This is a genomic window from Sorangium sp. So ce375, from assembly GCF_051473855.1.
Lineage (GTDB): Bacteria > Myxococcota_A > Polyangia > Polyangiales > Polyangiaceae > Sorangium.
On the sequence record NZ_CP150335.1, the window covers coordinates 8,387,710 to 8,408,031 of the forward strand.

Consider the following 20,322-nt stretch of genomic DNA (forward strand, 5'->3'; position numbering starts at 1 on the left):
GCCGCCGGAGAACGTTCCCGAGCGCTATCGCCCCACACACGGAACAGGCGGGCCACCTGGCCGAGGGTGATCCTGCGTTCGTTCTCGACGGCCCCGGATCGCCGGCATCCACCCTTCCACGCGATGTTGCCGCGCCGTCGCAACCACGTCGCCCCCTCAGCGCATCTTCCCGCCGCTCGAACCGCCCTGGAGCGTTCGTCGTCGAGGAGTGCTCATGAATTACGACATCGGCATGATCTGCCCAGCCTGCGGCTGCGTCACCATCTTTCAGGCCGGCACCAACACCCCGCGGCGATGCGCTCGCTGCCACGACATGGACGCGGATACGCCGCTCCCGCCGCCGTCGTACGAGCGGCCGACGTGCCCCGGCGGACGCGGCCGAAGGCCTGAAGCCGGGCAGCTCGACTGGATGGAATGATCAGACCGGCGCGCCGAGCTCTCGAAGGAGCTCCCGCACCACCCCGCGAGCGCAGTGCTCCCGGTACGCCCGCGTCGAGCGCACGTCGTCGATGGGCGAGACGTCCTGCGCCACCGCGGCGTCGACCTCCGCCGCGGTGAGCTCGGCGAGCGGGCGGGACAGGCAGAGCGCGCGCACGCTCGGCAGGAGCGCCGTCGTCGGCGCGACCGACGCCATCCCCAGCCCGAGCCGCACGGGCCGCCCGGATCGCACCTCGGCCACGCCCGCGAGCGCGACCTTCGAGATCGCCTGAGCCCGCCGCGCGCCGATCTTCCGCCAGTACCAGGGCGACCCAGGCGCCGGCAGCGCGATCTCCACGGCGATGATCACCTCGTCCGGCGCCCGCGACGTGCGCTTGTAGCCCGTCTGCAGGGCGCTCATCGGGATGCGCCGCTCCCCGCGGACGCTCTGCACGACGACGGTCGCGTCGTAGGCGGCGAGCGCGGCGACGCCGTCCGCGGCCGGCGACGCCGTGGCCAGGTTGCCGCCGAGCGTGCCGCGCGCCTGGATCTGCACCGCGCCGACGTCGCGGCTCATCCGAGCGAGGAGCGGCGCCCGCTCGGCGATCGCGTCGCTCCGGCGCATCTCCAGGTAAGTCGTCGCGGCGCCCACCCGGAGCGTGTCGCCGGAGAGCGAGATGCCTCGCAGGTCCGAGAGCCGGGACACGTCGACGACGAGCGGCGGCGCCGCCCCGCTCCCCGCAGCGACATCGAGCGGAGGCCTGAGCTCCTGCTCGACGACCCAGTCGGTGCCGCCGGCGAGGAGCGTGACCGGCGCGCCGAGCGCGGCCCGCTCCGCCACGATCTCGCACAGCAGACCGAGCCCGGAGACGTGCCGCATCTCGAACAGCCGTAGATCCGCGAGGCTCACGGGGCCGCCCCTCCCTCCCCGCGGCGCAGCGCCGCGGCGGCGCGGACGCTCTCGACGATCCGCTGGTAACCGGTGCAGCGGCACAGGTTGCCGGCGAGCGCCTCGCGCACGTCGAGCTCCGACGGATCCGGGCGCCGCGCGAGCAGCGCCTCCGCGGAGAGGAGCATGCCCGGCGTGCAGATCCCGCACTGCGCGCCGCCCTCCTCGACGAAGCAGCGCTGCAGCGGCGACAGGTGCCCGGCGCTGGCGAGGCCCTCGACCGTGGTCACCTGCCGCCCCTCGCACTGCCCGATCGCGACGAGGCACGCGTTCACGGGGTCCCCGTCGAGGAGCACCGTGCACGCGCCGCACTCGCCCTCCGCGCAGCCCTCCTTCGTGCCCGTGAGCCCGAGCGGGCCCCGGAGCGCGTCGAGAAGCCGCGAGAGCGGCGGCAGATCGACCTCGCGCGGCGAACCGTTGACGACGAGCGATACCTTCATGCGCGCTCCCCTCTCCCTGCCAGCGGGCGCGGCCCCGCGCCGCCCCGCGCCGCCTCGAGCAGGCGCTCCGGCGTGAGCGGCAGCGAGCGCGCGGCGATCCCCGTCGCGTGCTCGACCGCCGCGGCCACCGCGGGCGCGCCGCCGTCCATCGGCATCTCGCCGATGCCCTTGGCCCCGCCGCCTGGACCGAAGGGGAACGGCTCCTCGACCAGCACGACATGGAACGGCGGCGCGTCGAGCGACGTCGGGATGATGTAGTTGGTCATCCGCGGGTTCTTGATCTTGCCGCCCTGCCAGACGATCTCCTCGGAGAGCGACCAGCCGATCGCCTGGAGGCTGCCGCCCTCGATCTGCCCCTTGCACATCACCGGGTGGATCGCCTTGCCCACGTCGGTGGCGGACCAGAAGTCGACGACCGTCACCTCGAAGGTGTCGAGGTCCACCTCGACCTCGACCACGTCGCACGCCCAGCCGAAGCACGGGTACGCGTCTCCCTTGTACGCCTCGTCGTCCCAGCGCACGTAGTCCGGCGGCTCGTACTGCTTCAGCGACGTCACCGGGCCCTCGCGGGCGATCAGCCGGTCGGCCGCCTCCTCGAAGCTCAGCGCCGGCGATCCCGCCGCGGCCGACTGCTCCTCGCGCACGCGGCTCGCCAGCTCCCGCGCCGCGGCCTCGACGATCGAGCCGACCACCATCACCGTGCGCGACGCCACCGTGGGGCCCGAGTCGGGCACCGTCGTCGTGCACGGCACGGCGAACTCGACCCGATCGAGCGGCAGCCCCGCGGCGTCGGCGGCGATCTGCCGGAACACCGTCTCCGTCCCCTGGCCGATGTCCGTCGACGCCGTGCGGATGCGGAGCCGCCCGCCGGGCGCGAGATCCAGCGCGACCTTTCCCTTGTAGTAGCGCTCTCCCGACCCGGTGAAGCCCGCGCCGTGCATGAACACCGAGAGCCCGATCCCGCGCGCCACCCGGCCTCGGACGACCGGCCCGGCCGCGCGCTTCTGCCGGTAGCCGCTCGCCGCGATCGCCTGCGCGATGCACTGCTCGCCCGCGACGCTCACGCGGAGCACCTGCCCCGTCGCGGTCGCGTCGCCGGGGCGCAGCACGTTCTTCTCCTTCACGTCGAGCGGATCGCACCCGAGCTCCCGCGCGACGCGGTCGAGGTGCCGCTCGATCGCCCAGATCGTCTGCGGCGCCCCGAAGCCGCGGAAGGCGCCGTTCGGCGGCGTGTTCGTGGCCACGGCGGCCGCGTCGATCCACACGTCGTCCCAGCGGTAGGCGCCCGCGGCGTGGAGGGCGCCGCGCGACAGGACCACCTGCGTCAGCGTCGCGTACGCGCCGCCGTCCATGAGGATCCGGATCTTCAGCGCGCGCAGCGTCCCGTCACGATCGCAGCCGCTCGTGATCTCGCAGGACGCCGGGTGGCGCTTCGTCGTCGCCTCGATGTCCTCCGTCCGGTCGTAGATCATGCGCACCGGACGGCCGCTCTTCTTCGCGAGCAGCGCCGCGTGGAGCGCGATGATCGACGGGTACTCCTCCTTGCCGCCGAAGCCGCCCCCCGTCACCGACTGGGTGATGTGGATCCGGTCGGAAGGGAGGCCGAACGCCTTCAGGAACGCCTTGTGGACGTAGAACGGGCACTGGATCGAGCCCGTCGCGTGCGCGCCTGCCTCGTCCCACCAGGCGATGACCCCCTGCGGCTCGATGTAGAGCTGCTCCTGGTGGTGCGAGGCGTACGTCCCGGTGACGACCACCTCGCAGCGCGCGAGCGCCGCGTCGATGGCGGCCTCGCTCGCCTCGCCGCGCTCCCGCGCGACGTCGGCGCCCCCCTTCGTGATGAGGTACCGCTTGATCAAGTTGTCGGCGCCCCAGATGATCTCCCCGCCCTCGAGCGCGGCGCGCGCGTCGAGCACCGGCGGCAGCGGATCGATGTCGAGCGCGACGGCCTGGACCGCCCGCGCGAGCTTCAGCCGATCCGCGCAGCCGAGCAGCACGATCGGCTCGTAGGCGTGGTTCACCTTTCCGGCCGCGAGGACGGGCTGATCGTCCTGGATCAGCGCGACCACGTTGACCGGGACGTCCTCGGCGAGCACGACGGTGATGTCGCTCCAGTCGAACGCGGGGTCGAGCCGCACCCCCCGGAGGATCCCGCGCGGCACAGGGCTCCGCACGGTGCGCCCGAAGATCTCCCCCGGCATTGCCGGGATGTCGTCGACGTAGCGCGACGCCCCCGTGACCTTGGGTGGGCCGTCCGTGCGGGGCACGCTGCTCCCCACGGTGCTCGCTGACGCTGGAGGGCTCGTCGCCATTCGTATGCTCCTCCTCACCGACGATAGCCCGGTCCCCCAGGAGACGTCGACCCGAGCGCGCCGCGCGGCGTGACCCGCGAGGTGGGCGATCGCCAGCCGCCTTCAGGCGAGAAAGCGCGGCGGCCCCCCGAGCACGCGGATCACGTCGACCGGGACGTTCAGATCGTGCAGCACCCCCGGATCGTCCACCTCCTCGTCGACGCACCTGTTGCCGAGCGCCCTCAGGTGATCCCGGAGCGGCGGCGGATCAGCCTCCAGGTAACGCTGGAGCGCCTCGGTGCGCAGCACCACCGGGTGCCCACCGCGGCCGAGGTGCCGCGGCCGCACCGCCAGCGGCGGCGTCGCCGAGGACGCGTCCGCCTCGAGCCGGGCGAGCAGCCGCGCCACCGTCGCGGTGCGCGCGGGCGGCACGTCGACCGGCGTCACGACGACGGCGTCGGCATCGCCGATGCGCGGCGCAGCGACGGCCAGCGAGCCCGCCGGCCCGGCGTCGTCCGGCGCGGTCCACGAGACCAGGTCGATGCCCGGCTGCACGTGCGCCAGCAGCGCGTGAAAGACGGAGCTGCGCACCACCACGAGCACCCGCGCGCTCTCGGCCGAGAGCCGGGCCTCCGCGTGCGCGATCGCCAGCGGCCGCTCGGCCCCACCCTTCGTCGCCGACGGCCAGGCCAGGAGCGCCTTCGGCCCACCGAGCCGCTTGCCCGCACCCGCAGCCAGCACGATCGTGATCACGCGCTTCATCCAGCCTGCTCCTCTCCCGCTGCCGTGGGGCCGGCCGGCGACCATCGAGCCCGCTGCCGCCCCGCGCGCCATGCAACAAGCTCCGCGGCGAGGGCGACGCCGATCTCGGCCGGCGTGCGCGCGCCGATGTCGAGGCCGACCGGCATCCTCACCCGCGCGGCGTCGCCCTCCGGCAGCCCCTTCGCCTCGAGCCGCGCGCGCGTACGCGCCGCCTTCGCGCGGCTCCCGACGCCGCCCACATAGCCGAAGCCGCGCGCGAGCGCCCACGCGATCGCCTCCTGATCGAGGGCGTGATCGTGCGTCATCACGAGCGCCGCCGCTTCACCGAGATCCCGCGGCAGCCCCGCGAGCACCTCGGGGTCGTCGTGCTCGGCGAGCACGAGCCGCACCTGATCCCCAGTCGCCTGCGCGAGGCCCTGCAGCGCGCCGTCGTGGGCCGACAGCACCCGGGCGAGCGGCGCGGGCGCCGGCACGCGGGCGGGATCGGCGGCGGCCGCGCGCGCGTCGCAGAGGGTCACGCGGAAGCCCAGCGACGCGAGGAGCGGCGCGGCGAACACGCCCACGTGCCCGGCGCCGATCACGAGGGCGTGCACCGCGGGCAGCATCGGCTCGATGAGGACCTCGACCGAGCCGCCGCAGCACATGCCCAGCGTCGGGCCCAGCCGGAACGTCTCGAGCTTCGGCGTGCTGGCGAGCTCGTCGAGCGCGCGCCCCATGATGCCGAGCGCCGCCCGCTCGACGGCGCCGCCGCCGATCGTGCCGATCGCCGTGAGATCGTCGAAGAGGCAGAGCTTCTGCCCCGGCGTCGACGGCGCCGAGCCGTGCCGGGCCACCACCGAGGCGAGCACCACCCGCCGCCCTGCCTCGAGCGCGCCGAGCGCCGCCCGCAGCACGTCGTGCGGCAGCGCCGTCCGCGGGATGACCTGGCTCAGATCCGGCATGGAGAAACTCTAGCGACCCGGCGACCGAAAACGAGAGCGCCGGCGCCCTGGCATCGAAAGAGCTTGCTGGAGCGCCGCGCTTGTCGCGAAAGTCGAGCGCGCGCGGAGAGCGGCGCAGGCGCCGCCCGCGATCCCGGCCCGCTGACCCCGCCGGGATCCTAATGAAAACGCGGAGATCCAAGCCACGATGACCCCACCCGCCACGCCCGACCCCGACCTCCAGCACGCCCTGTCGGATCCGGGCTTCACGCCGGGCCGCCGTCACTTCGCCGCCTTGATGGAGATGCTCGAGGCGGCCGGCGAGCCCGCCGAGCTGGCGGAGCGGGCGCTGCGGCGCGCCGGCGCTGCGGCGCTGCCCGCCGCGCTCGAGCGCGCGGCCGGCGCGACGCCGGCGCTGCGCGCGCCGCTCACCCGGCTCGTCGGCAAGCTGATGGCCGCGGCGCCGCTCGACCCCGACGTCTCGCAGCGGGCGCGCGACTACCTGCTCGCCTGCCTTCGCGACGACGATCGCCGCACGCGCCGCATGGCCGCGGTGGCGCTCGGCAAGCCGCACGCGGCCGATGCCGGGCGATCGCTCGTCGAGCAGGCGCTCGCCGACGCGGCGCGCGGCGAGCGCTCGCCCGACGTCCGCCGCGCGCTGATCGACGCGCTCGGCAAGGTCGGCGGCAGCGCCGCGCTCGACGCGCTGGCCGAGCTCGGCGGCGACGACATCGCCGGCGTGCGCGCGCGCGCCGAGCTCCTCGCCAGGAGGACCCTGACGCGCGGCGAGCCGTCCGAGATCGCCGGCGATCGCGCGCCGGAGCGCCCCCTCCGGGTGGCGGTGCGCTGCCGGCGCGGGCTGGAGGCGATCCTCGCCGAGGAGCTCGCGGCGCTCGACGCCGGCTCTCCCGGCGGGGCGCTCGTCCCCGAGCTCCGGAGCGATCCGTGCGGCGGGACGCGGGTCGAGGTGGTGCTGAGCGGCCGCCTCGACGCCCTGTTCGGGGCGCGCACGATGCTGTCGTTCGCGCTCCCGCTGCCGCTGCGGAAGCTCGACGAGGGCGCCGATCTCGCCGCGGCGGTCGCCGAGCGGCTGATCTCGCGGGAGGCGCGCGAGATCCTGCGCCGCTTCACGCAGGGCGCGATCCGCTACCGCATCGACTGGGCGGGCGGCGGCAAGCGCCGGGCAGCGGTGTTCCGCGCCGCGGCGGCCGTGGAGGCGGAGGCCCCGGAGCTCGTGAACGATCCGACCCAGAGCACCTGGGACATGGTCGTCTACGAGGGCGGGGGCCGTGTCCGGGTCGAGCTCGCGCCGCGCCTGCCCGACCCGCGGTTCGCGTACCGCCGGGGCGACGTGCCCGCGGCGTCGCACCCGACGATCGCGGCCGCGCTGGCGCGCATCGCGGGGGTGCGCGGCGACGACGTGGTCTGGGATCCGTTCGTCGGCTCAGGCCTGGAGCTCTGCGAGCGCGCCCTGCTCGGGCCGTACCGGCGGCTCGTGGGCTCCGATCGCGATCCTCGCGCCTTGCAGATCGCGCGCGAGAACCTCGACGCCGCGGGCGCGCGCGACGCGGAGCTCCTCCAGCGCGACGCGTGCGGCGCGCCGCCCCCGGGAGAGCCGCCCACGCTGATCCTGACCAACCCCCCCCTCGGGCGGCGCGTCGAGCGCACGGGAGATCTCGACGCCATGCTCGATCGCTTCGTCGAGGGCGCCGCGCGCGCGCTCGCGCCGGGCGGCAGGATGGTGTGGATCTCGCCGTTCCCCGAGCGGACCGAGGCGACCGCGCGCCGCTCAGGCCTCCGGCCCGAGGCGCTCCTGCGCGTGGACATGGGCGGCTTCGACGCGCAGATCCAGAGCTTCCACAAGGAGGCGCTCCGACCGCACGCGAGCCACGAGCGACGCGTGGACCGGCGCGACCGCCCCGTTCCGGGGCGCGGAGGGCGCGGCCCCCAGCAGGCCGAGCTGCGCGGCGAACAGCATCGCCCCCACCGCCAGGAGCAGCGCGACCACCACCGCGATGATGATCCCGAGCCGCCCCGAGCGGTCAGGCGGCACATCGGTGATCAGCCCGATGCCGTCGGCCGCCCCGAGGGGCGACGCCGCCGGCGCGGCTGAGCCCTGCGCTGCGCTCTGAACGGGAGCAGCGCCGGGCTGCGCGGCGAGGGCGCGCTGCGGGGGCGGCGAGGCTTGCTGCGGGCCGAGCGCGCCGGCAGCGGCGGCGCTCGGCCCGAGGAGCGCGCCGCCCCCCGCGGGCGACGCGGTCGCGGGCGCCCCCGCGGCTCGTTCGAGCGGCGCCGCAACGGCGCGACCTGCGGCCGGCGCATCTGCGAGCGCCTGGGGCGCGCCGAGCGTCGGCGTCGCGTCGATCGGGTGCGGCACGACAGGCGTGGCGTGGGTCGCCTCGCGCGTCCGCGTGGGGACATCGTCGTCGTCATCGTCCCCGTCGTCGACGATCGTGGGCGCGTCGAGCGTGGGTTCGTCGAGCATGTCCTCGCCGAGATCGCCGAGGAAAGGCCGCTGGCGGCCCTGGGGTTGAGGTCTTGCGGCAGCTTCGTGCTCTGCGTCCGGACGCTCGCGCCCCAGGGACGCCGGCGCTGGCGCTCCGGCCGTCGACGCACCGAGAGGCCCTCCAGCCGGCGACGCCGCGCTCGAAGCAAGCCGCCCGGCGTCGCCCGCGCGGTGCGCGGCGGACGATGTCGCTCCGAAGCGCGCGGGCGATGGCCCACCGGCCCCGCGGAGGTTCAGGGGCGTCGCCTCCCGCATGGCCACCACGGGCTCCTCGCCTGCGCGGGCGCCGCCGAACGACTGCGTCAGCGGGACCGCCCCCACGCCCGGCAGGTTCCCTCGCGCCGCCGGGGCGCGGCCTTGCGCGGCCGGAGCCACCGCAGGCGCCCTCGGGCTCGAGGCGGCGCCCGGCCTCGGGAGCGACCCGGCGGGTTGCCCCGCCGCGGGACGCGGGCGCTCCGGCGGAAGGGGCGGAGTCGGTTGCCCCGCCGCCGCGGCCGCTGCCGCCGCGCGCTGCGCGATGGCCTCGTCGAGCTGGCTCGAGCTGAGCGGCGAGACCCGCATCAGCGTGCGCACATCGTCGTCGTCCTCGTCGTTCGTCGCGTCCTCGTCGTCGAGCGGGAGCAGCGCGCGCACCGCAGGATCGGGGTGCCATTCCTCGAGGGCGCGCCGGAAGGCGGCGGCGTTCGTCGTCCGCGCCGCGCGATCGCGCTGGAACGCGTCGTCGAGGACCCGCTGCAGATCGTCGTCGCCGACGTCGAAGACGGCGAGCGGCGCCGGCGAGGAGCTCGCGATCCGCTGCCGCGTCTCCGCGTCGCTCCCGCCGCCGAAGGCGCTCGTCCCGGTCAGCACCTCGTAGAGCGTCGCCGCGATGGCCCACACGTCGTCGCCGGCCGAGAGCGTCCCGCCTCCTACGCGCTCGGGCGACTGGTACGCGATGCGGCTCGGCGTCTGACGCAGATCGGCCAGGATCGCCCTCGAGGTGCGGTCGACCGCGGTCGTGAGCACGCACTCGGGCGAAATGGCGCCGTGCGCCACGCCGAGGGCGTGCAGCGCCTCGATCCGCTTCGCAAGACGAATGGCCCAGCCGACGGCATCGAGCTCGTTCAGCGGCCCATCGCGCAAGATCCGAGTTGCAAGCGTTTCCACTTACGATGCCAGGGTAGTACCTGTCCGCCGAAGTTTGTACCTGGATCCGCGCGCCGTTCGCTCCCGGAGCGACCGATCCCGGGGTGCGCGCCTCGCCGCGTACGCTCCGGGGCGGCGCCCCCGACGGACGGCGCTGGCCCGCGGATCCGCGCCACAAGGGGCCGCGTTCGTCACGACCGCTCGCCCCCGGCCGCGTCGGTGGGGACGATGCGAACGCGCCGAACCCGCCGGCCGGCGACATCCATCGCCACGAGCGTGTAGCCCTCGCACTCGACGCGCTCGCCCGCCTCGGGCGGGTGCTCGAGCCGGCCGAGCATATAGCCGCCGACCGTCTCGACGGTCTTCACCTCGGGCAGCAGCACGATATGGGCGTCGCGCTCCAGGTCCGCGAGCAGGACGCGGCCGTCGACGTCGACGATGCCGCCGCCGCGGCGATGGATGGGCGGCACCTCCTCATCGTTCTCGTCGCGGATCTCACCGACGATCTCCTCGATGAGGTCCTCCATCGTCACGAGCCCCATAAACTCGCCCGACGCCGACGTGATGATCGCCACCGGCACCTGGCGCGCCTGCATCTCGAGGCGGAGGCGCTCGACCGACGTGTTCTCGCGCGCGAAGATCGGCTTGCGGAGCAGCTCCGCGACGCGCGCCGCGCGGCGGCGGTGGCTCAGGACGTCGAACAGATCGCGCAGGTGCAGGTAGCCGAGCACGTTCTTGCCCTGCTCGTCGAGCACCGGGTACCGGGAGTACCCGGCGTCGGCCACGATCCGCACGGCCTCGTCGATCGTCATGTTCGCGCGCAGGGTCGCCGCGTCGGAGCGGAGCGACATCACGTGCCTCGCCGTGCGCCGGCGCAGGTCGAAGATGCGCACGAGCATGCTGCGAAGCGCCGGATCGAGCCCCGCGGGGCTCTTGGTCAAGAGCAGCCGGAGCTCCTCCGACGTGTGCGCGATCTCCTCCTCGCCCACCGGCCGCAGCCCGAAGAGCTGGACGAACCCGTTCGCCAACGAGTTGAGCACCCAGATGATCGGCCACATCAGGACGAAGAACCCGTGCAGCGGCCGCGCTGCCCAGAGCGTAACCTTCTCCGTCCGCTGGATCGCGAGCGACTTCGGCGCGAGCTCTCCGATCACGGTGTGGAGCGACGTGATCAGGAGGAACGCGATGCCGATGGCGATGGCGTGCGCGCCGATCCCCGACCAGGCGTCGAGCGGCGCGAGCAGCGGCTCGATGAGCTGGGCGATGGCCGGCTCGCCGATCCAGCCGAGCCCGAGGGACGCGAGCGTGATGCCCAGCTGGTTGGCGGACAGATACGCGTCGAGCCGCTGCGACATCTGGAGCGCGAGCCGGGCCCGAGCGTCCCCCTCGCGCACGAGCTGCTCCAGCCGCGTCGGCCGCATCTTGACGATGGCGAACTCGGACGCGACGAAGAACGCGTTGAGGAGCACCAGGAGCGCGGTGCCCAGGAGGTAGACGAGCGTCATGCCGGTCGACGTCCTCCCCCGTGTGCGCCCGCCGCCCCGCGCCGCCTCGGCGACGAGCCGCGCTTAGATCCTCGCACGTTCGAGGATCTTGCTTCGCAGGTCCGGATCGTCGTTGCTGAGTCCATCGACGAGGGCGTCGGCCGGCGATTGCCCCTTGGCGACGAGCGCGCTGATCCGATCGAGGTGGACGCGCTCGTCCTTGCCTTTCTTGTTCAGGCGCGCGCGCCGCTCGAGGCCGCCCGAGGCGATCGAGAGGAGCCGCTCGGCCAGCGACGCGAGCGGCTTGCCGCGGAATGTAGCGCGGAGCGCGCTCTCGGCGATCTTCGGGCGCACGGCCTCGAGCTCGTCGAACCGGAAGCTCTCGGAGAGGGCGTCGGCCTCGTCGAGCGCGCGCGCATCGTAGAGGATCCCCGTCCAGAGCGCGGGGAGCGCACAGACGAGGTTGGCCGGCTGCGAGTCGGCGCCGCGGACCTCGAGGGTCCGCTTCAGCCTGACCTCCGGGAAGAGGGTGTTGAGGTGCATCTCCCAGTCGGCGCGGGTGGGCCGGTGCCCCTCGAAGCCGTGCTCGAGGAAGTCGCGGAAGGTCTGCCCCGTGTTCTCGATCACCGCGCCGTCGCGCTTGAAGAGGAACATCGGCGCGTCGACGGCCCACGCGACGTAGTCCGAGAAGCGGCGGCCGCGCTCGAGCACGTTGCGGATCAGCCCCTGCCGCGCGGCGTCGACGTCGAGCCAGACCTTGGCGCGGTAGCTCCGGCCGCCGAACATCGCCCCCTCGTAGAACGGGGAGTTCGCGAAGATGGCGGTCACGAGCGGGGAGAGGCGGAGCGACACGCGGAGCGCGCGCATCGCCGCGTCCTCGCTGGCGTAGTCGAAGTTCGCCTGCACGGTGGCGGTGCGGCGCATCATGTCGAGGCCGTAGGCGCCGCGCGTCGGCAGGTAGCGCCGCATGATCGCGTAACGCGCCTTGGGCACCCAGGAGAGATCGGCCTGCGCCGCGAAGGGGTGGAACCCGATGCCGAGCCAGACCAGCTTGAGCTCGGCGGAGATGTCCCGCAGCTCCGCGAGGTGCCCGCTCATCTCCATGCAGATCTGATGGATATTCTCGAGGGGCGCTCCGGACAGCTCGAGCTGTCCGCCTGGCTCGAGGGTCACCGAGGCGCCAGCCCGGGCGAGCGCGATCAGCGGACCGCCGGGGGTCTCCTGCTCCGGTGCCCATCCGTGCCGCTCGACGAGCGCCTGGAGCACGGAGAGGATGCTCCGCTGGCCCTCGTATGGGATGGCAGCGCCTGTCTTCGCGTCGACCCCGAACTTCTCTGCCTCGGCGCCGATCCGGTGAAGAGATTCGGGCTTCGTGGCTTCGTGAAAGGGAAACAGCAGATCGTCGAACGTCTCCAACGGTTGAGACTTCGACTCACTCCCGTGGCTTGCATCGGCCATCATCACGTTTCCGGTTGGTTGCGTTCTCGCCTAGAGCGCGCGCCTAAGCAGAGGCGCGCGCTGCGCCGTACGGAGCATCTTCGCCAGCGCGCCTAGGTGCGCCAGCGTTGTCCCCGTCCCTCCCCCAAGCATTCGCGCGCCCGCCTCGATGAGCCGCGCCGCTGAAGCCGCCCAAGCATCGCAGATCTCGGCGGGCGCGAGGCGGTCGGCCCCATCCGCCTGCACAGATTCCGCGCCGAGCAGCATGCCGACCTGAACCTCGTGCGCGATGCCCTCGAGGCGCCGGAGCACGTTGAGCCCGAGCTCGAGCGACACGACCTCGAAGAGCAGCGCGTCCGCGCCGCCGTCGAGGGCCGCCCGGGCGACCTCCTCGAAGCCCTCGCCGTCGGCGGTGCGTCCTGCGCCGTCGAGCTCCACGAGAGCCCACGTCGCCAGCTGCGTCGTGCTGGCGCTGACCACGGCCGCGCGGCGCGCCAGCCGCGCGACCGCGGGGCCGACGCACGCCGCCTGAGCAGGATCGAAGCCGCACGCGACGAGGATCTCGCAGCCGGCCGCCGCCAGCCTCGCCGCATGGACGGCGTAGTCCTCCGCAATCCGATCGGCCATGGGCGCGGCAGCAGTGTGGCCCAGGATACCGGCCACCGCCACGCGGCGCGCGGCCGCGCCCGCCGCCGCCTCCGTCGCGAGCTCGACCGCGGTTCCGGTCAGCGCTGCGGCGCGGAACGCCATCCCGATGGGCGCCAGGGCGCGCGTCGTCGTCGCGGACGTGAGCGCCCGGACCACGTCGATCCCCAGCGCGATCTCCTGCTCGTGCAGCTCGGCGATCGCCCGAGGCGACTCGCGGAGCAGCCGGCCGAGGGCGGTGTTGGAGGAGACCGCGGTGCCTCGTCCACGGAGCGAAGCGAGCGGATCGCCGCCGATGATGAGCGGACGACCTACCGGAGGCCGAGAGGTGGAGGCCTCGGGCGCATTCACGTCCTTCGCTGCTTTCCAGGGCTCCTCTACCACCGGTCTATAAGGGGAAACTAGCCCAAGACGGCCCTTCCGCGTCGCGAAATGGTGCAGGCCAGCGGGCTGGAGCACAGCGTTCCACGCAGTGCGGTCGGGGACAACCTGACAGGCGCGCACCGGCGCTGGGCGCGACACCGGGGAGGAACGGGGGATCAGCCATCACGAGGGGGCTCTGCTCTACCATGGGCCGTCATGTGGCGGGGAGGCGCCGGCCCCCCACCCCTCGGCCCCGGCGCGCGACGAACTTCCGGTCGAAGATCCGCACCCGGCGGACGAACAGATCGAGCAGGAAGACGACCATCGCGGCGTAGATGAACCGCTGCCAGAGCTCCTCGTGGAACGTCACCTTCTCCCCTGCCGGGTCGAAGATGGCCGCCACGCCGTTCGGATCGACCGTGCCGCCGGTTGACGTCGCGGCCCTCTCGAGGGTCGCGAGCTCGGGCTCGAAGCTCGCGTACTCGCGCGGGTAGGGGTTCGAGACGTGGCCGTAGCTGACGGCGACGGGCCGGAGCGAGCCGTCCTCGGCCTCGCGCAGGTGCTCCGCCCGCAAAAGGAAGGAGCCGTACCGATCCAGCGCGAGCGCCGTCTCGTACCGACCCGGCGCGGTCTGACGCATGTCGACGACCCGCGTCGCGCCGCCCGGCTCGGGCCCGATGATGGTGAGCCGGGAGGTCAGGTTGTTCTCGAACCGGTCGTCGGCCCCGAACGCGTCGACGGACGCGCGCAGCTCTCCGTCGACGATCTCGGCCTTCATGTCGAGCTCGCGCCGGTGCTTCTGGCGCATGTGCTCGTGGACGAGCTGCCCCCAGAATTTCTCGAAGCCTGGCCACCTCAGCCACTCGACGGCCCAGCGCGCCTTGACGTCGCTCGTCCAGGCCAGCGTCCACCCGAGGCCGACGCGCCAGCGCGCGAGGATCGGCTCCTCGGCGTCGCTCGTGAGCAGCTCCTGGGCCGGCGCCGGCTTCAGCTTGGTCGAGACGTAGCCGTGCAGGTTCGGCGCCGTGCGGACGTCGACGCCGCGGAGGAACGCCGCGTCGCCGACCTGCGTCACCGGAAACCACTCCTCGACGGCGGCGGCACGCGCGACCATCTCGGTCTCTTTGGTGAAGATCCGCGGCAGGTTGTTCGGATCCGGGACCGCGTGGAAGCGCCCTCCGCCCACGTCGGCGATCATCTTGAGCAGCTGCTCGTCGAGGTCGTTCCCGAGCCCCACGGTGGTCACGGTGATCGACTCGGCGATCATGGCGGACACGAGGTCCCGGATGCCGCCCGTCGACGCCTTGCCGTCCGTGAGGAGGATGACGTGCTTCTTGCGCGCCTGCGTGACGGTCATGTCCTGGTAGGCGGCGTCGAGCGCGGAGAAGATCTCGGTCCCGCCGCCCGGCTGGATGCGCGCGATCTCGCCGGCGATCCGCGAGCGGTTGCGCGCGGGCTGCATCTTCACGTAGCGGGTCGGCGCCGAGTCGAACGCGATCACCTCGATCAGATCGTCCGACGACAGGACCCCGGCGGTCGCCTTCGCCGCGGCCTTGGCCATCTCGAGGGGCAGCCCCGTCATCGATCCCGAGCGATCCATGACGAGCGCCATCGCGACGCTCGGCATGTCCTTCTTTCGCTCGTTGTCCATCCGCACCGGCAGGATCCGCTCGATGGTGGTGCGGTACCAGCCGCCGAGGCCATACCCCGACTCGCCGCCGGCGAAGAGGAACCCCCCGCCGAGATCTCGCACGTAGCTCTCGATGATCTCCTGCCCCTGCAGGCTGAGCGCCTCCTTCGGGGTATCGGACACGATCAGGAAGTCGTAGCGCTCCATCTCCTTGAGGGAGCCGGGGAAGCCGGCCGGCGGCCTGACGTCGACGTCGAGCTGCTGCGCGGTGAGCGCGCTCGAGAGCGGACCGGCGTGCTGCGGCGTCCCCTCGACGTAGAGCACCGACGGGCGCCCAGGCACGTCGATGGTGGTCGCGTACCTGTTGTTCTCCTTGAACTTGTCGTCCGCGATCTGGTCCAGCTCGAGCGCGTAGGTCACCTGCCCCGCGATGCGCACGACGCTCTTGAACACGACGTCGTTCGGCCCTGCCTTGAGCTCGAGGTCCCGGAGGCCCTCGAGGCCGTTCAGCGCCTCCCCCTGGAAGAGCCGCGCGCGCGCCCTTGTGGCGCGGCTGGCGTAGATGTCGGCGTGGATCTCGAACGTCTCCCCGACCTTGACCCGGTCGGGCATCCTGAGCTCTCGCACCGCGACCTCGGGCGGCGCGGGCCGCCGGTACGGGATGGCGAACAGCCGCACCCCGACGTCGCGCGCCCGGTTGGCCTCGGCGAGCACGTCGCCGTCGGTCTGCACGCCGTCCGACATCAGCACGGCGCGCTTGAGGTAGCCGGGCGGATACAGCCCGTAGGCGAGCTGCAGCGCGGCCTGGAGGTTCGAGCCCGCGCCGAGATCGCCGCGCTGCCCCTTCTCGTCGAGGTGACGGCCGATGGGCGGCGGGCGCCGCTCCGCCTCGCGACCGGCCGCCTCGCCGGCCGCGCCCTCGGCGAGCCGCGGCCGCCGCGCGAAGGTGATCACCTTGATGACGCCGTCCGCGGGCTTCTCGGCGAACGCCTTGTCGAGCGTCGCGCGCGCGTCGTCGAGCGCCTCGTCCGTGACGGACTCGGAGACGTCGATGAGGTAGATGGTGGCGACCTTCTCCGTGGTCGCGGTCCTCGCGAGCCGCGACAGGCCGAGCGCGATCAGCGCGACGAAGGCGACCCGCAGCAGCACCGAGAGCACGCGCTGCGGCAAGGGAAGGTCGGCGAGAGAGCCCGCGAGGACGCCGACGAACCAGGGCGCGAGCAGGAGCGCGCCGAGCATCTTCGGGTTGAGGAGCTCGTACTTCACCCCCTCGCGCACCCACGTCAGCGTCGGATCCGGGTGCAGGAGGACGTACCTCCGGTACGCCCAGAACAGGATGCCGCCGAGCGCGGCGCAGGTGATGGCCCACGCGACGACGCGGAGCTTGCGACCACGGAACGCGCTCACACCGTCACCCTCCTGTGGTACGTGAACCACTCGATCGCGGTCACGAGGAGCACCGCCGCGAGCAGGTAGACCCAGAGCTCACGGCGAACGCCGATCTTGAACTCGCTCACCGGGCCCGCGCCGCGGCCGTCGACCTTGAGCTCGGCGGCGGGGGCGATCGCGCTCTCCTGCGGCGCCGAGAGGTTCGCGGCGAACATGCTCTCCTCCTGCGCGCCGGCGGCGCCGACGCGCAGCGTGTAGAAGCCGGCGTGCTGCCCGAGGAACACGGCGCGCCCTTCCTGGATGGGGACCGCGCGCGTCGTCCCGTCGGGCTGCTCCAGGCTGGCCACCTCCGCGGACGACGACGCCGGGATGTGCCAGACCGAGCCCGTGCGGAAGGAGGAGATGTAGTTCGTGTCCTCCTCGACGAAGTTGTTGATCGCGTTGAGCAGGAAGAGCGGCCAGGCGATGCGGAGCGGGAGGTCGCTCTCGCGAACGTCGAAGCCGAGCGCGACGAACTTCACGCCGCTGCGCCGCCCCTCGAGGAGCAGCGGGCCCTTGTAGCTCCGGCCGACGACCCTGTCTTCCTTGTTGCCCTTGAGCACGTGGGCGCGCGCGACGTTCACGTCGCTGAGCGCCGTGTAGCGCAGGAGCGGGTGCTTCGCGTCGAGCTCGTCGAAGCCCAGGCGGTAGTTCGGGTCGTCGTCGAGGATCTCCTTGCCCACCTCGAACGGGACGCTGCTCCCGATCGGGTTGAGGTAGAGCAGGCTCCCGCTCCCCGGCGCGACGCTCGGCGCCACGCCGTCGAAGATCGTCACGTCGAACGAGGAGGCCGCCGGGTACCGCTGCGGATCGACGAACGTCACGTCGAGGTACTCGTCGAGGAGCAGCGCCGCCTCAAGGAACATGTTCCCTGCGGAGACGACCTGGACGCGCGCGCGGCGCCGCTCGGGGAGGAGCGCGTAGGCGCGGTTGTCCGCCGGCAGATCGTCCGAGCTGCCGTCGGCCAGCGCGAGCTTCGCCTCGAGCGTCTTCGACGCGCCGGAGAGGTTCGGGTAGAAGCGGGGCAGCTTCTCCTTGGGCTTGAGCCGGATGCGCGTCAGATCGGTGAGCTGGCCGTCGCCGAGCAGCGACAGCTCGAGATCGAGGGGCTCGTCGCTCGTGTTGGTGACCTCGAGCATCACTTCGTAACGGCTCTTGTCGAGCGGGTAGCGCCGCACCGAGAACTCGGTGATAGCGGCGTTCCTCGATCCCTTGCCGATCGGCAGGTAAGAGAGCTTGAGCTCGCCGAGGCGCACGGGCCCGCCGGCGTCGGTCGGCTCGCCGAGCGCGCCGTCGCTCACGACGATGACCTCCGGCGACGGGAGCCCGCTCAGGGTGTCGCTCGCGAAGCGGAGCGCGCGCGCGAAGTCGGCGGTGGCGTCGGTCGGCTTCACCGCCGCGACGGCCGCCTCGAGATCGGAGATCTCTCCGGTGAGCGTCGACAGGGGCGTGACCGCCGCGTCCATCTGGGCCAGCAGCATGCGGTCGCTGCCGGACAGGCCGCGGACCATCTTCCTGACCTCTTCCTTCGCGAGCTCGATGCGCGAGGGCGCGACGTCGATGGCCTGCATGCTCGCGCTCGCGTCGATGAGGACGACGATGTTGCGCCCCTCGACGAGGTTCGCCTGCGGGCGCGGATCCCCCAGCGCGAGCAGGAGCAGCGCGAGGAGCGCGAGCTGCAGCAGCAGCGACAGGAGCCGCTTCAGCTGCGAGAACAGGCTCGTCGCCTCCTTGTCCCGGAGGATGCGCTCCCAGATCTTCGAGAAGGGGACCGCGACGGGCCGCCGGCGCAGCTTGAGGATGTAGAAGACGACGACCACGGCCCCGGCGAGGGCGCCGATCTGGAGCAGTGTCTGCAGCGGAACGCCGGTGAAGTGCAGCATCGCTACCGGAGGAAGCCGCCTCGGCGGAACACGCGAAGGATCAGCTCGTCGAAGGGGACGGACACGTCGGCTTGGAAGTAGCTCACCTGCCGCGACGTGCAGAAGCGGCGGATCTCGTCGAGGTACTGGCTGTAAGCCTCGGCGTAGCGATCGAGCACCTTCGCGGTCACCGTGACCTCGCGCTCGTCGCCGGTCTCGCAGTCGTAGACGCGCACGTCCCCGCGCAGCGCAGGCCGGGCCTCGCGCCCGTCGACGACGTGGAGCACGAACGGCTCGAACCGGTTGTACCGGAGCACGTTGATGCCGCGCTCGAAGCCCGCCGGATCGTAGAGATCGCTGAGGATGACGGCGAGCCCGCGCCGCTTGTGCTGCGCCACGAAGGTCTTCATCGCCTCGCCGAGGTCGGTCGGTCCGTCGGCGCGCGCCTGCCCGAGGAAGCGGAAGATCCTGAAGATGCGCGCCTTGCCGCGGGTCGGCTGCATGCGCCCGCTGATCTCGTCGGTCGCGGTGACGATCGCGATGCGGTCGAGGTTGGCGAGCCCCACGTACGCCAGGGCCGCGGCGAGGCGCTTCGCGTGCCGCAGCTTCTCGCCGTCGCCGAACGCCATCGACGCCGAGGTATCGAGGATGAAGTAGATCGAGAGATCTTCCTCCTCCTCGTAAAGGCGGATGAGGAGCCGGTCGAAGCGCTGGTACGCGGCCCAGTCGAGGTACCGGAAATCGTCGCCGGGCGCGTAGTCGCGGTGATCGGCGAACTCGACCCCGGAGCCGGTCTTCTTGGTCCGCCGCTCCGCGCGCATCGCTCCCGAGAAGACGCGGCGGCTCACCATCGCGAGGTAGTCGAGCTTGCGCTGGAACTCGTCGTCGAAGAGCTCCTCGTCGGGGGCGCTCGCGGAGAGCGCGGAGAAGCGTCGCAGCGGCGCGGCGGCCCTCTTGAACGCGTCGAAGAGCCCCATGCTACCGTCGGCGGCGCCTCATTTGCTCTCCGGGAGGTGCTTGAGGATCGCCTGCAGCACCTCGTCGGTCTTCACGCCCTCCGCCTCTCCCTCGAAGTTGAGCAGCACGCGGTGGCGAAGGGCGGGCAGCGTGCACGCGCGCACGTCGTCGACCGACGCCGCGAACCGCCCCTCGAAGAGGGCCCGGATCTTCGCGGCGAGCAGGAGCGCCTGCGCCCCGCGCGGCGACGCGCCGAACTTCACGAACCGCTTCACCTCGTCGAGGCCGCCTCCCTCGGCGGGGTGGGTGGCCTGGAGGAGCCGCACCGCGTAGTCCTGCACGTGCTTCGCCACGGGCACCTCGCGGACGAGCCGCTGCATGGCGATGATCCGCTCCCTGTTCAGCACCGGCCGCACCTCGATCGCTTCGGTCCCCGTCGTCCGCTCGAGGATCGCGTTCAGCTCGTCGCGGCTGGGGAACGGCACGTGCAGCTTGAAGAAGAACCGATCGAGCTGCGCCTCGGGCAGCGGGTACGTGCCCTCGCTCTCGAGGGGGTTCTGCGTCGCCAGGACGAAGAACGGCTCTTCCAGCGTGTAGCTCTGCCGCGACACGGTGACCCGGTGCTCCTGCATCGCCTCGAGGAGCGCGCTCTGCGTCTTCGGCGTGGCCCGGTTGATCTCGTCCGCGAGGACGATGTTCGCGAAGATCGGCCCCTTGCGGAACGAGAACGACCGCTGCCCGCCCGCGTTCTCATCGATGACCGTGGTGCCGATGATGTCCGCGGGCATCATGTCGGGCGTGAACTGGATCCGCGAGAACTGGAGGTCGAGCGCCTCGGCCATGGTGCGGACGAGCATCGTCTTGCCGAGCCCCGGCACGCCCTCGAGCAGCGCGTGCGAGCCCGCGAGCATGCACGTGAGCACCCCGTCGACCACCTCGCGGTTGCCGACGATGACCTTCCCCACCTCCTCGCGCAGCTCACCGATGCTCGCGCGGAACACGTCCACCTCGGCCCGCGCTGCTTCCTTCGTCTTCTCGGCCATGACTTCCTGCTTCGCGCCCGCTGTCGCGGAGCGTCGGTAGAGGCGCGGTCGCGCTCGAGCCCC

The 20,322-nt window shown here is 72.7% G+C and carries 14 protein-coding genes; 2 read left to right on the forward strand and 12 right to left on the reverse strand.

All coding sequences use genetic code 11. The features are described from left to right. Positions 1–214 precede the first annotated feature (214 nt). Positions 215–418 carry a hypothetical protein gene (locus WME90_RS31050; RefSeq protein ID WP_437275645.1) on the forward strand — a complete coding sequence of 68 codons (204 nt, stop codon included), beginning with the start codon at positions 215–217 and terminating at the stop codon, positions 416–418. On the opposite strand, the gene WME90_RS31055 is transcribed toward WME90_RS31050, so the two are convergent. The 5 genes from WME90_RS31055 to WME90_RS31075 all read right to left on the reverse strand — a co-directional run bounded on the left by WME90_RS31055 (position 419) and on the right by WME90_RS31075 (position 5,800). Next, a complete protein-coding gene (locus tag WME90_RS31055; RefSeq protein WP_437275646.1) occupies positions 419–1,327 on the reverse strand; it encodes an FAD binding domain-containing protein in 909 nt (302 codons plus the stop codon). Next, complete coding sequence (locus tag WME90_RS31060; protein WP_437275647.1) at positions 1,324–1,806, reverse strand: (2Fe-2S)-binding protein; 483 nt, start codon at positions 1,804–1,806, stop codon at positions 1,324–1,326. The genes WME90_RS31055 and WME90_RS31060 overlap by 4 nt, the downstream gene beginning before the upstream one ends. After that, complete coding sequence (locus WME90_RS31065) at positions 1,803–4,118, reverse strand: xanthine dehydrogenase family protein molybdopterin-binding subunit (RefSeq protein ID WP_437275648.1); 2,316 nt, start codon at positions 4,116–4,118, stop codon at positions 1,803–1,805. Before WME90_RS31065 ends, WME90_RS31060 begins: the two co-directional genes overlap by 4 nt. Positions 4,119–4,220: 102 nt before the next feature. Next, on the reverse strand, positions 4,221–4,859 hold the full coding sequence (locus tag WME90_RS31070; protein ID WP_437275649.1) for an NTP transferase domain-containing protein: 639 nt from the start codon (positions 4,857–4,859) through the stop codon (positions 4,221–4,223). After that, positions 4,856–5,800: an XdhC family protein gene (locus tag WME90_RS31075; RefSeq protein ID WP_437275650.1), complete on the reverse strand. Its 945-nt coding sequence runs from the start codon at positions 5,798–5,800 to the stop codon at positions 4,856–4,858. The genes WME90_RS31070 and WME90_RS31075 overlap by 4 nt, the downstream gene beginning before the upstream one ends. A 187-nt stretch (positions 5,801–5,987) precedes the next feature. On the opposite strand from WME90_RS31075, the gene WME90_RS31080 reads away from it, so the two are divergent. Beyond that, the gene (locus tag WME90_RS31080) at positions 5,988–7,892 is read left to right on the forward strand and encodes a HEAT repeat domain-containing protein (protein ID WP_437275651.1); all 1,905 of its coding nucleotides are present in this window, start codon (positions 5,988–5,990) and stop codon (positions 7,890–7,892) included. 1,709 nt (positions 7,893–9,601) lie between these two features. On the opposite strand, the gene WME90_RS31085 is transcribed toward WME90_RS31080, so the two are convergent. From WME90_RS31085 to WME90_RS31115, 7 genes are all read right to left on the reverse strand, one after another. After that, positions 9,602–10,915, reverse strand: coding sequence for a hemolysin family protein (locus WME90_RS31085; protein WP_437275652.1), 1,314 nt, complete (start codon positions 10,913–10,915; stop codon positions 9,602–9,604). Positions 10,916–10,978: 63 nt separating this feature from the next. Further along, entirely contained in the window at positions 10,979–12,310 is a 1,332-nt protein-coding gene (locus WME90_RS31090; protein WP_437275653.1) for a glutamate--cysteine ligase, read from the reverse strand. Between the two features lie 72 nt (positions 12,311–12,382). Further along, positions 12,383–13,327 carry a homocysteine S-methyltransferase family protein gene (locus WME90_RS31095; RefSeq protein WP_437275654.1) on the reverse strand — a complete coding sequence of 315 codons (945 nt, stop codon included), beginning with the start codon at positions 13,325–13,327 and terminating at the stop codon, positions 12,383–12,385. 226 nt (positions 13,328–13,553) lie between these two features. Then, positions 13,554–16,376, reverse strand: coding sequence for a VWA domain-containing protein (locus tag WME90_RS31100; RefSeq protein ID WP_437275655.1), 2,823 nt, complete (start codon positions 16,374–16,376; stop codon positions 13,554–13,556). After that, complete coding sequence (locus tag WME90_RS31105) at positions 16,373–18,280, reverse strand: vWA domain-containing protein (protein WP_437275656.1); 1,908 nt, start codon at positions 18,278–18,280, stop codon at positions 16,373–16,375. Before WME90_RS31105 ends, WME90_RS31100 begins: the two co-directional genes overlap by 4 nt. A 2-nt stretch (positions 18,281–18,282) precedes the next feature. Next, entirely contained in the window at positions 18,283–19,236 is a 954-nt protein-coding gene (locus tag WME90_RS31110) for a DUF58 domain-containing protein (protein WP_437275657.1), read from the reverse strand. 18 nt (positions 19,237–19,254) lie between these two features. After that, complete coding sequence (locus WME90_RS31115) at positions 19,255–20,259, reverse strand: AAA family ATPase (RefSeq protein WP_437275658.1); 1,005 nt, start codon at positions 20,257–20,259, stop codon at positions 19,255–19,257. Between the last annotated feature and the right edge of the window lie 63 nt (positions 20,260–20,322).

Excerpts from the sequence above, each read along its gene's own strand:
- WME90_RS31050 (WP_437275645.1), top strand. The coding sequence starts at position 215 with ATGAATTACGACATCGGCATGATCTGCCCAGCCTGCGGCTGCGTCACC.
- WME90_RS31060 (WP_437275647.1), bottom strand. The coding sequence starts at position 1,806 with ATGAAGGTATCGCTCGTCGTCAACGGTTCGCCGCGCGAGGTCGATCTG.
- WME90_RS31065 (WP_437275648.1), bottom strand. The coding sequence starts at position 4,118 with ATGGCGACGAGCCCTCCAGCGTCAGCGAGCACCGTGGGGAGCAGCGTG.
- WME90_RS31070 (WP_437275649.1), bottom strand. The coding sequence starts at position 4,859 with ATGAAGCGCGTGATCACGATCGTGCTGGCTGCGGGTGCGGGCAAGCGG.
- WME90_RS31075 (WP_437275650.1), bottom strand. The coding sequence starts at position 5,800 with ATGCCGGATCTGAGCCAGGTCATCCCGCGGACGGCGCTGCCGCACGAC.
- WME90_RS31080 (WP_437275651.1), top strand. The coding sequence starts at position 5,988 with ATGACCCCACCCGCCACGCCCGACCCCGACCTCCAGCACGCCCTGTCG.
- WME90_RS31085 (WP_437275652.1), bottom strand. The coding sequence starts at position 10,915 with ATGACGCTCGTCTACCTCCTGGGCACCGCGCTCCTGGTGCTCCTCAAC.
- WME90_RS31105 (WP_437275656.1), bottom strand. The coding sequence starts at position 18,280 with ATGCTGCACTTCACCGGCGTTCCGCTGCAGACACTGCTCCAGATCGGC.
- WME90_RS31110 (WP_437275657.1), bottom strand. The coding sequence starts at position 19,236 with ATGGGGCTCTTCGACGCGTTCAAGAGGGCCGCCGCGCCGCTGCGACGC.
- WME90_RS31115 (WP_437275658.1), bottom strand. The coding sequence starts at position 20,259 with ATGGCCGAGAAGACGAAGGAAGCAGCGCGGGCCGAGGTGGACGTGTTC.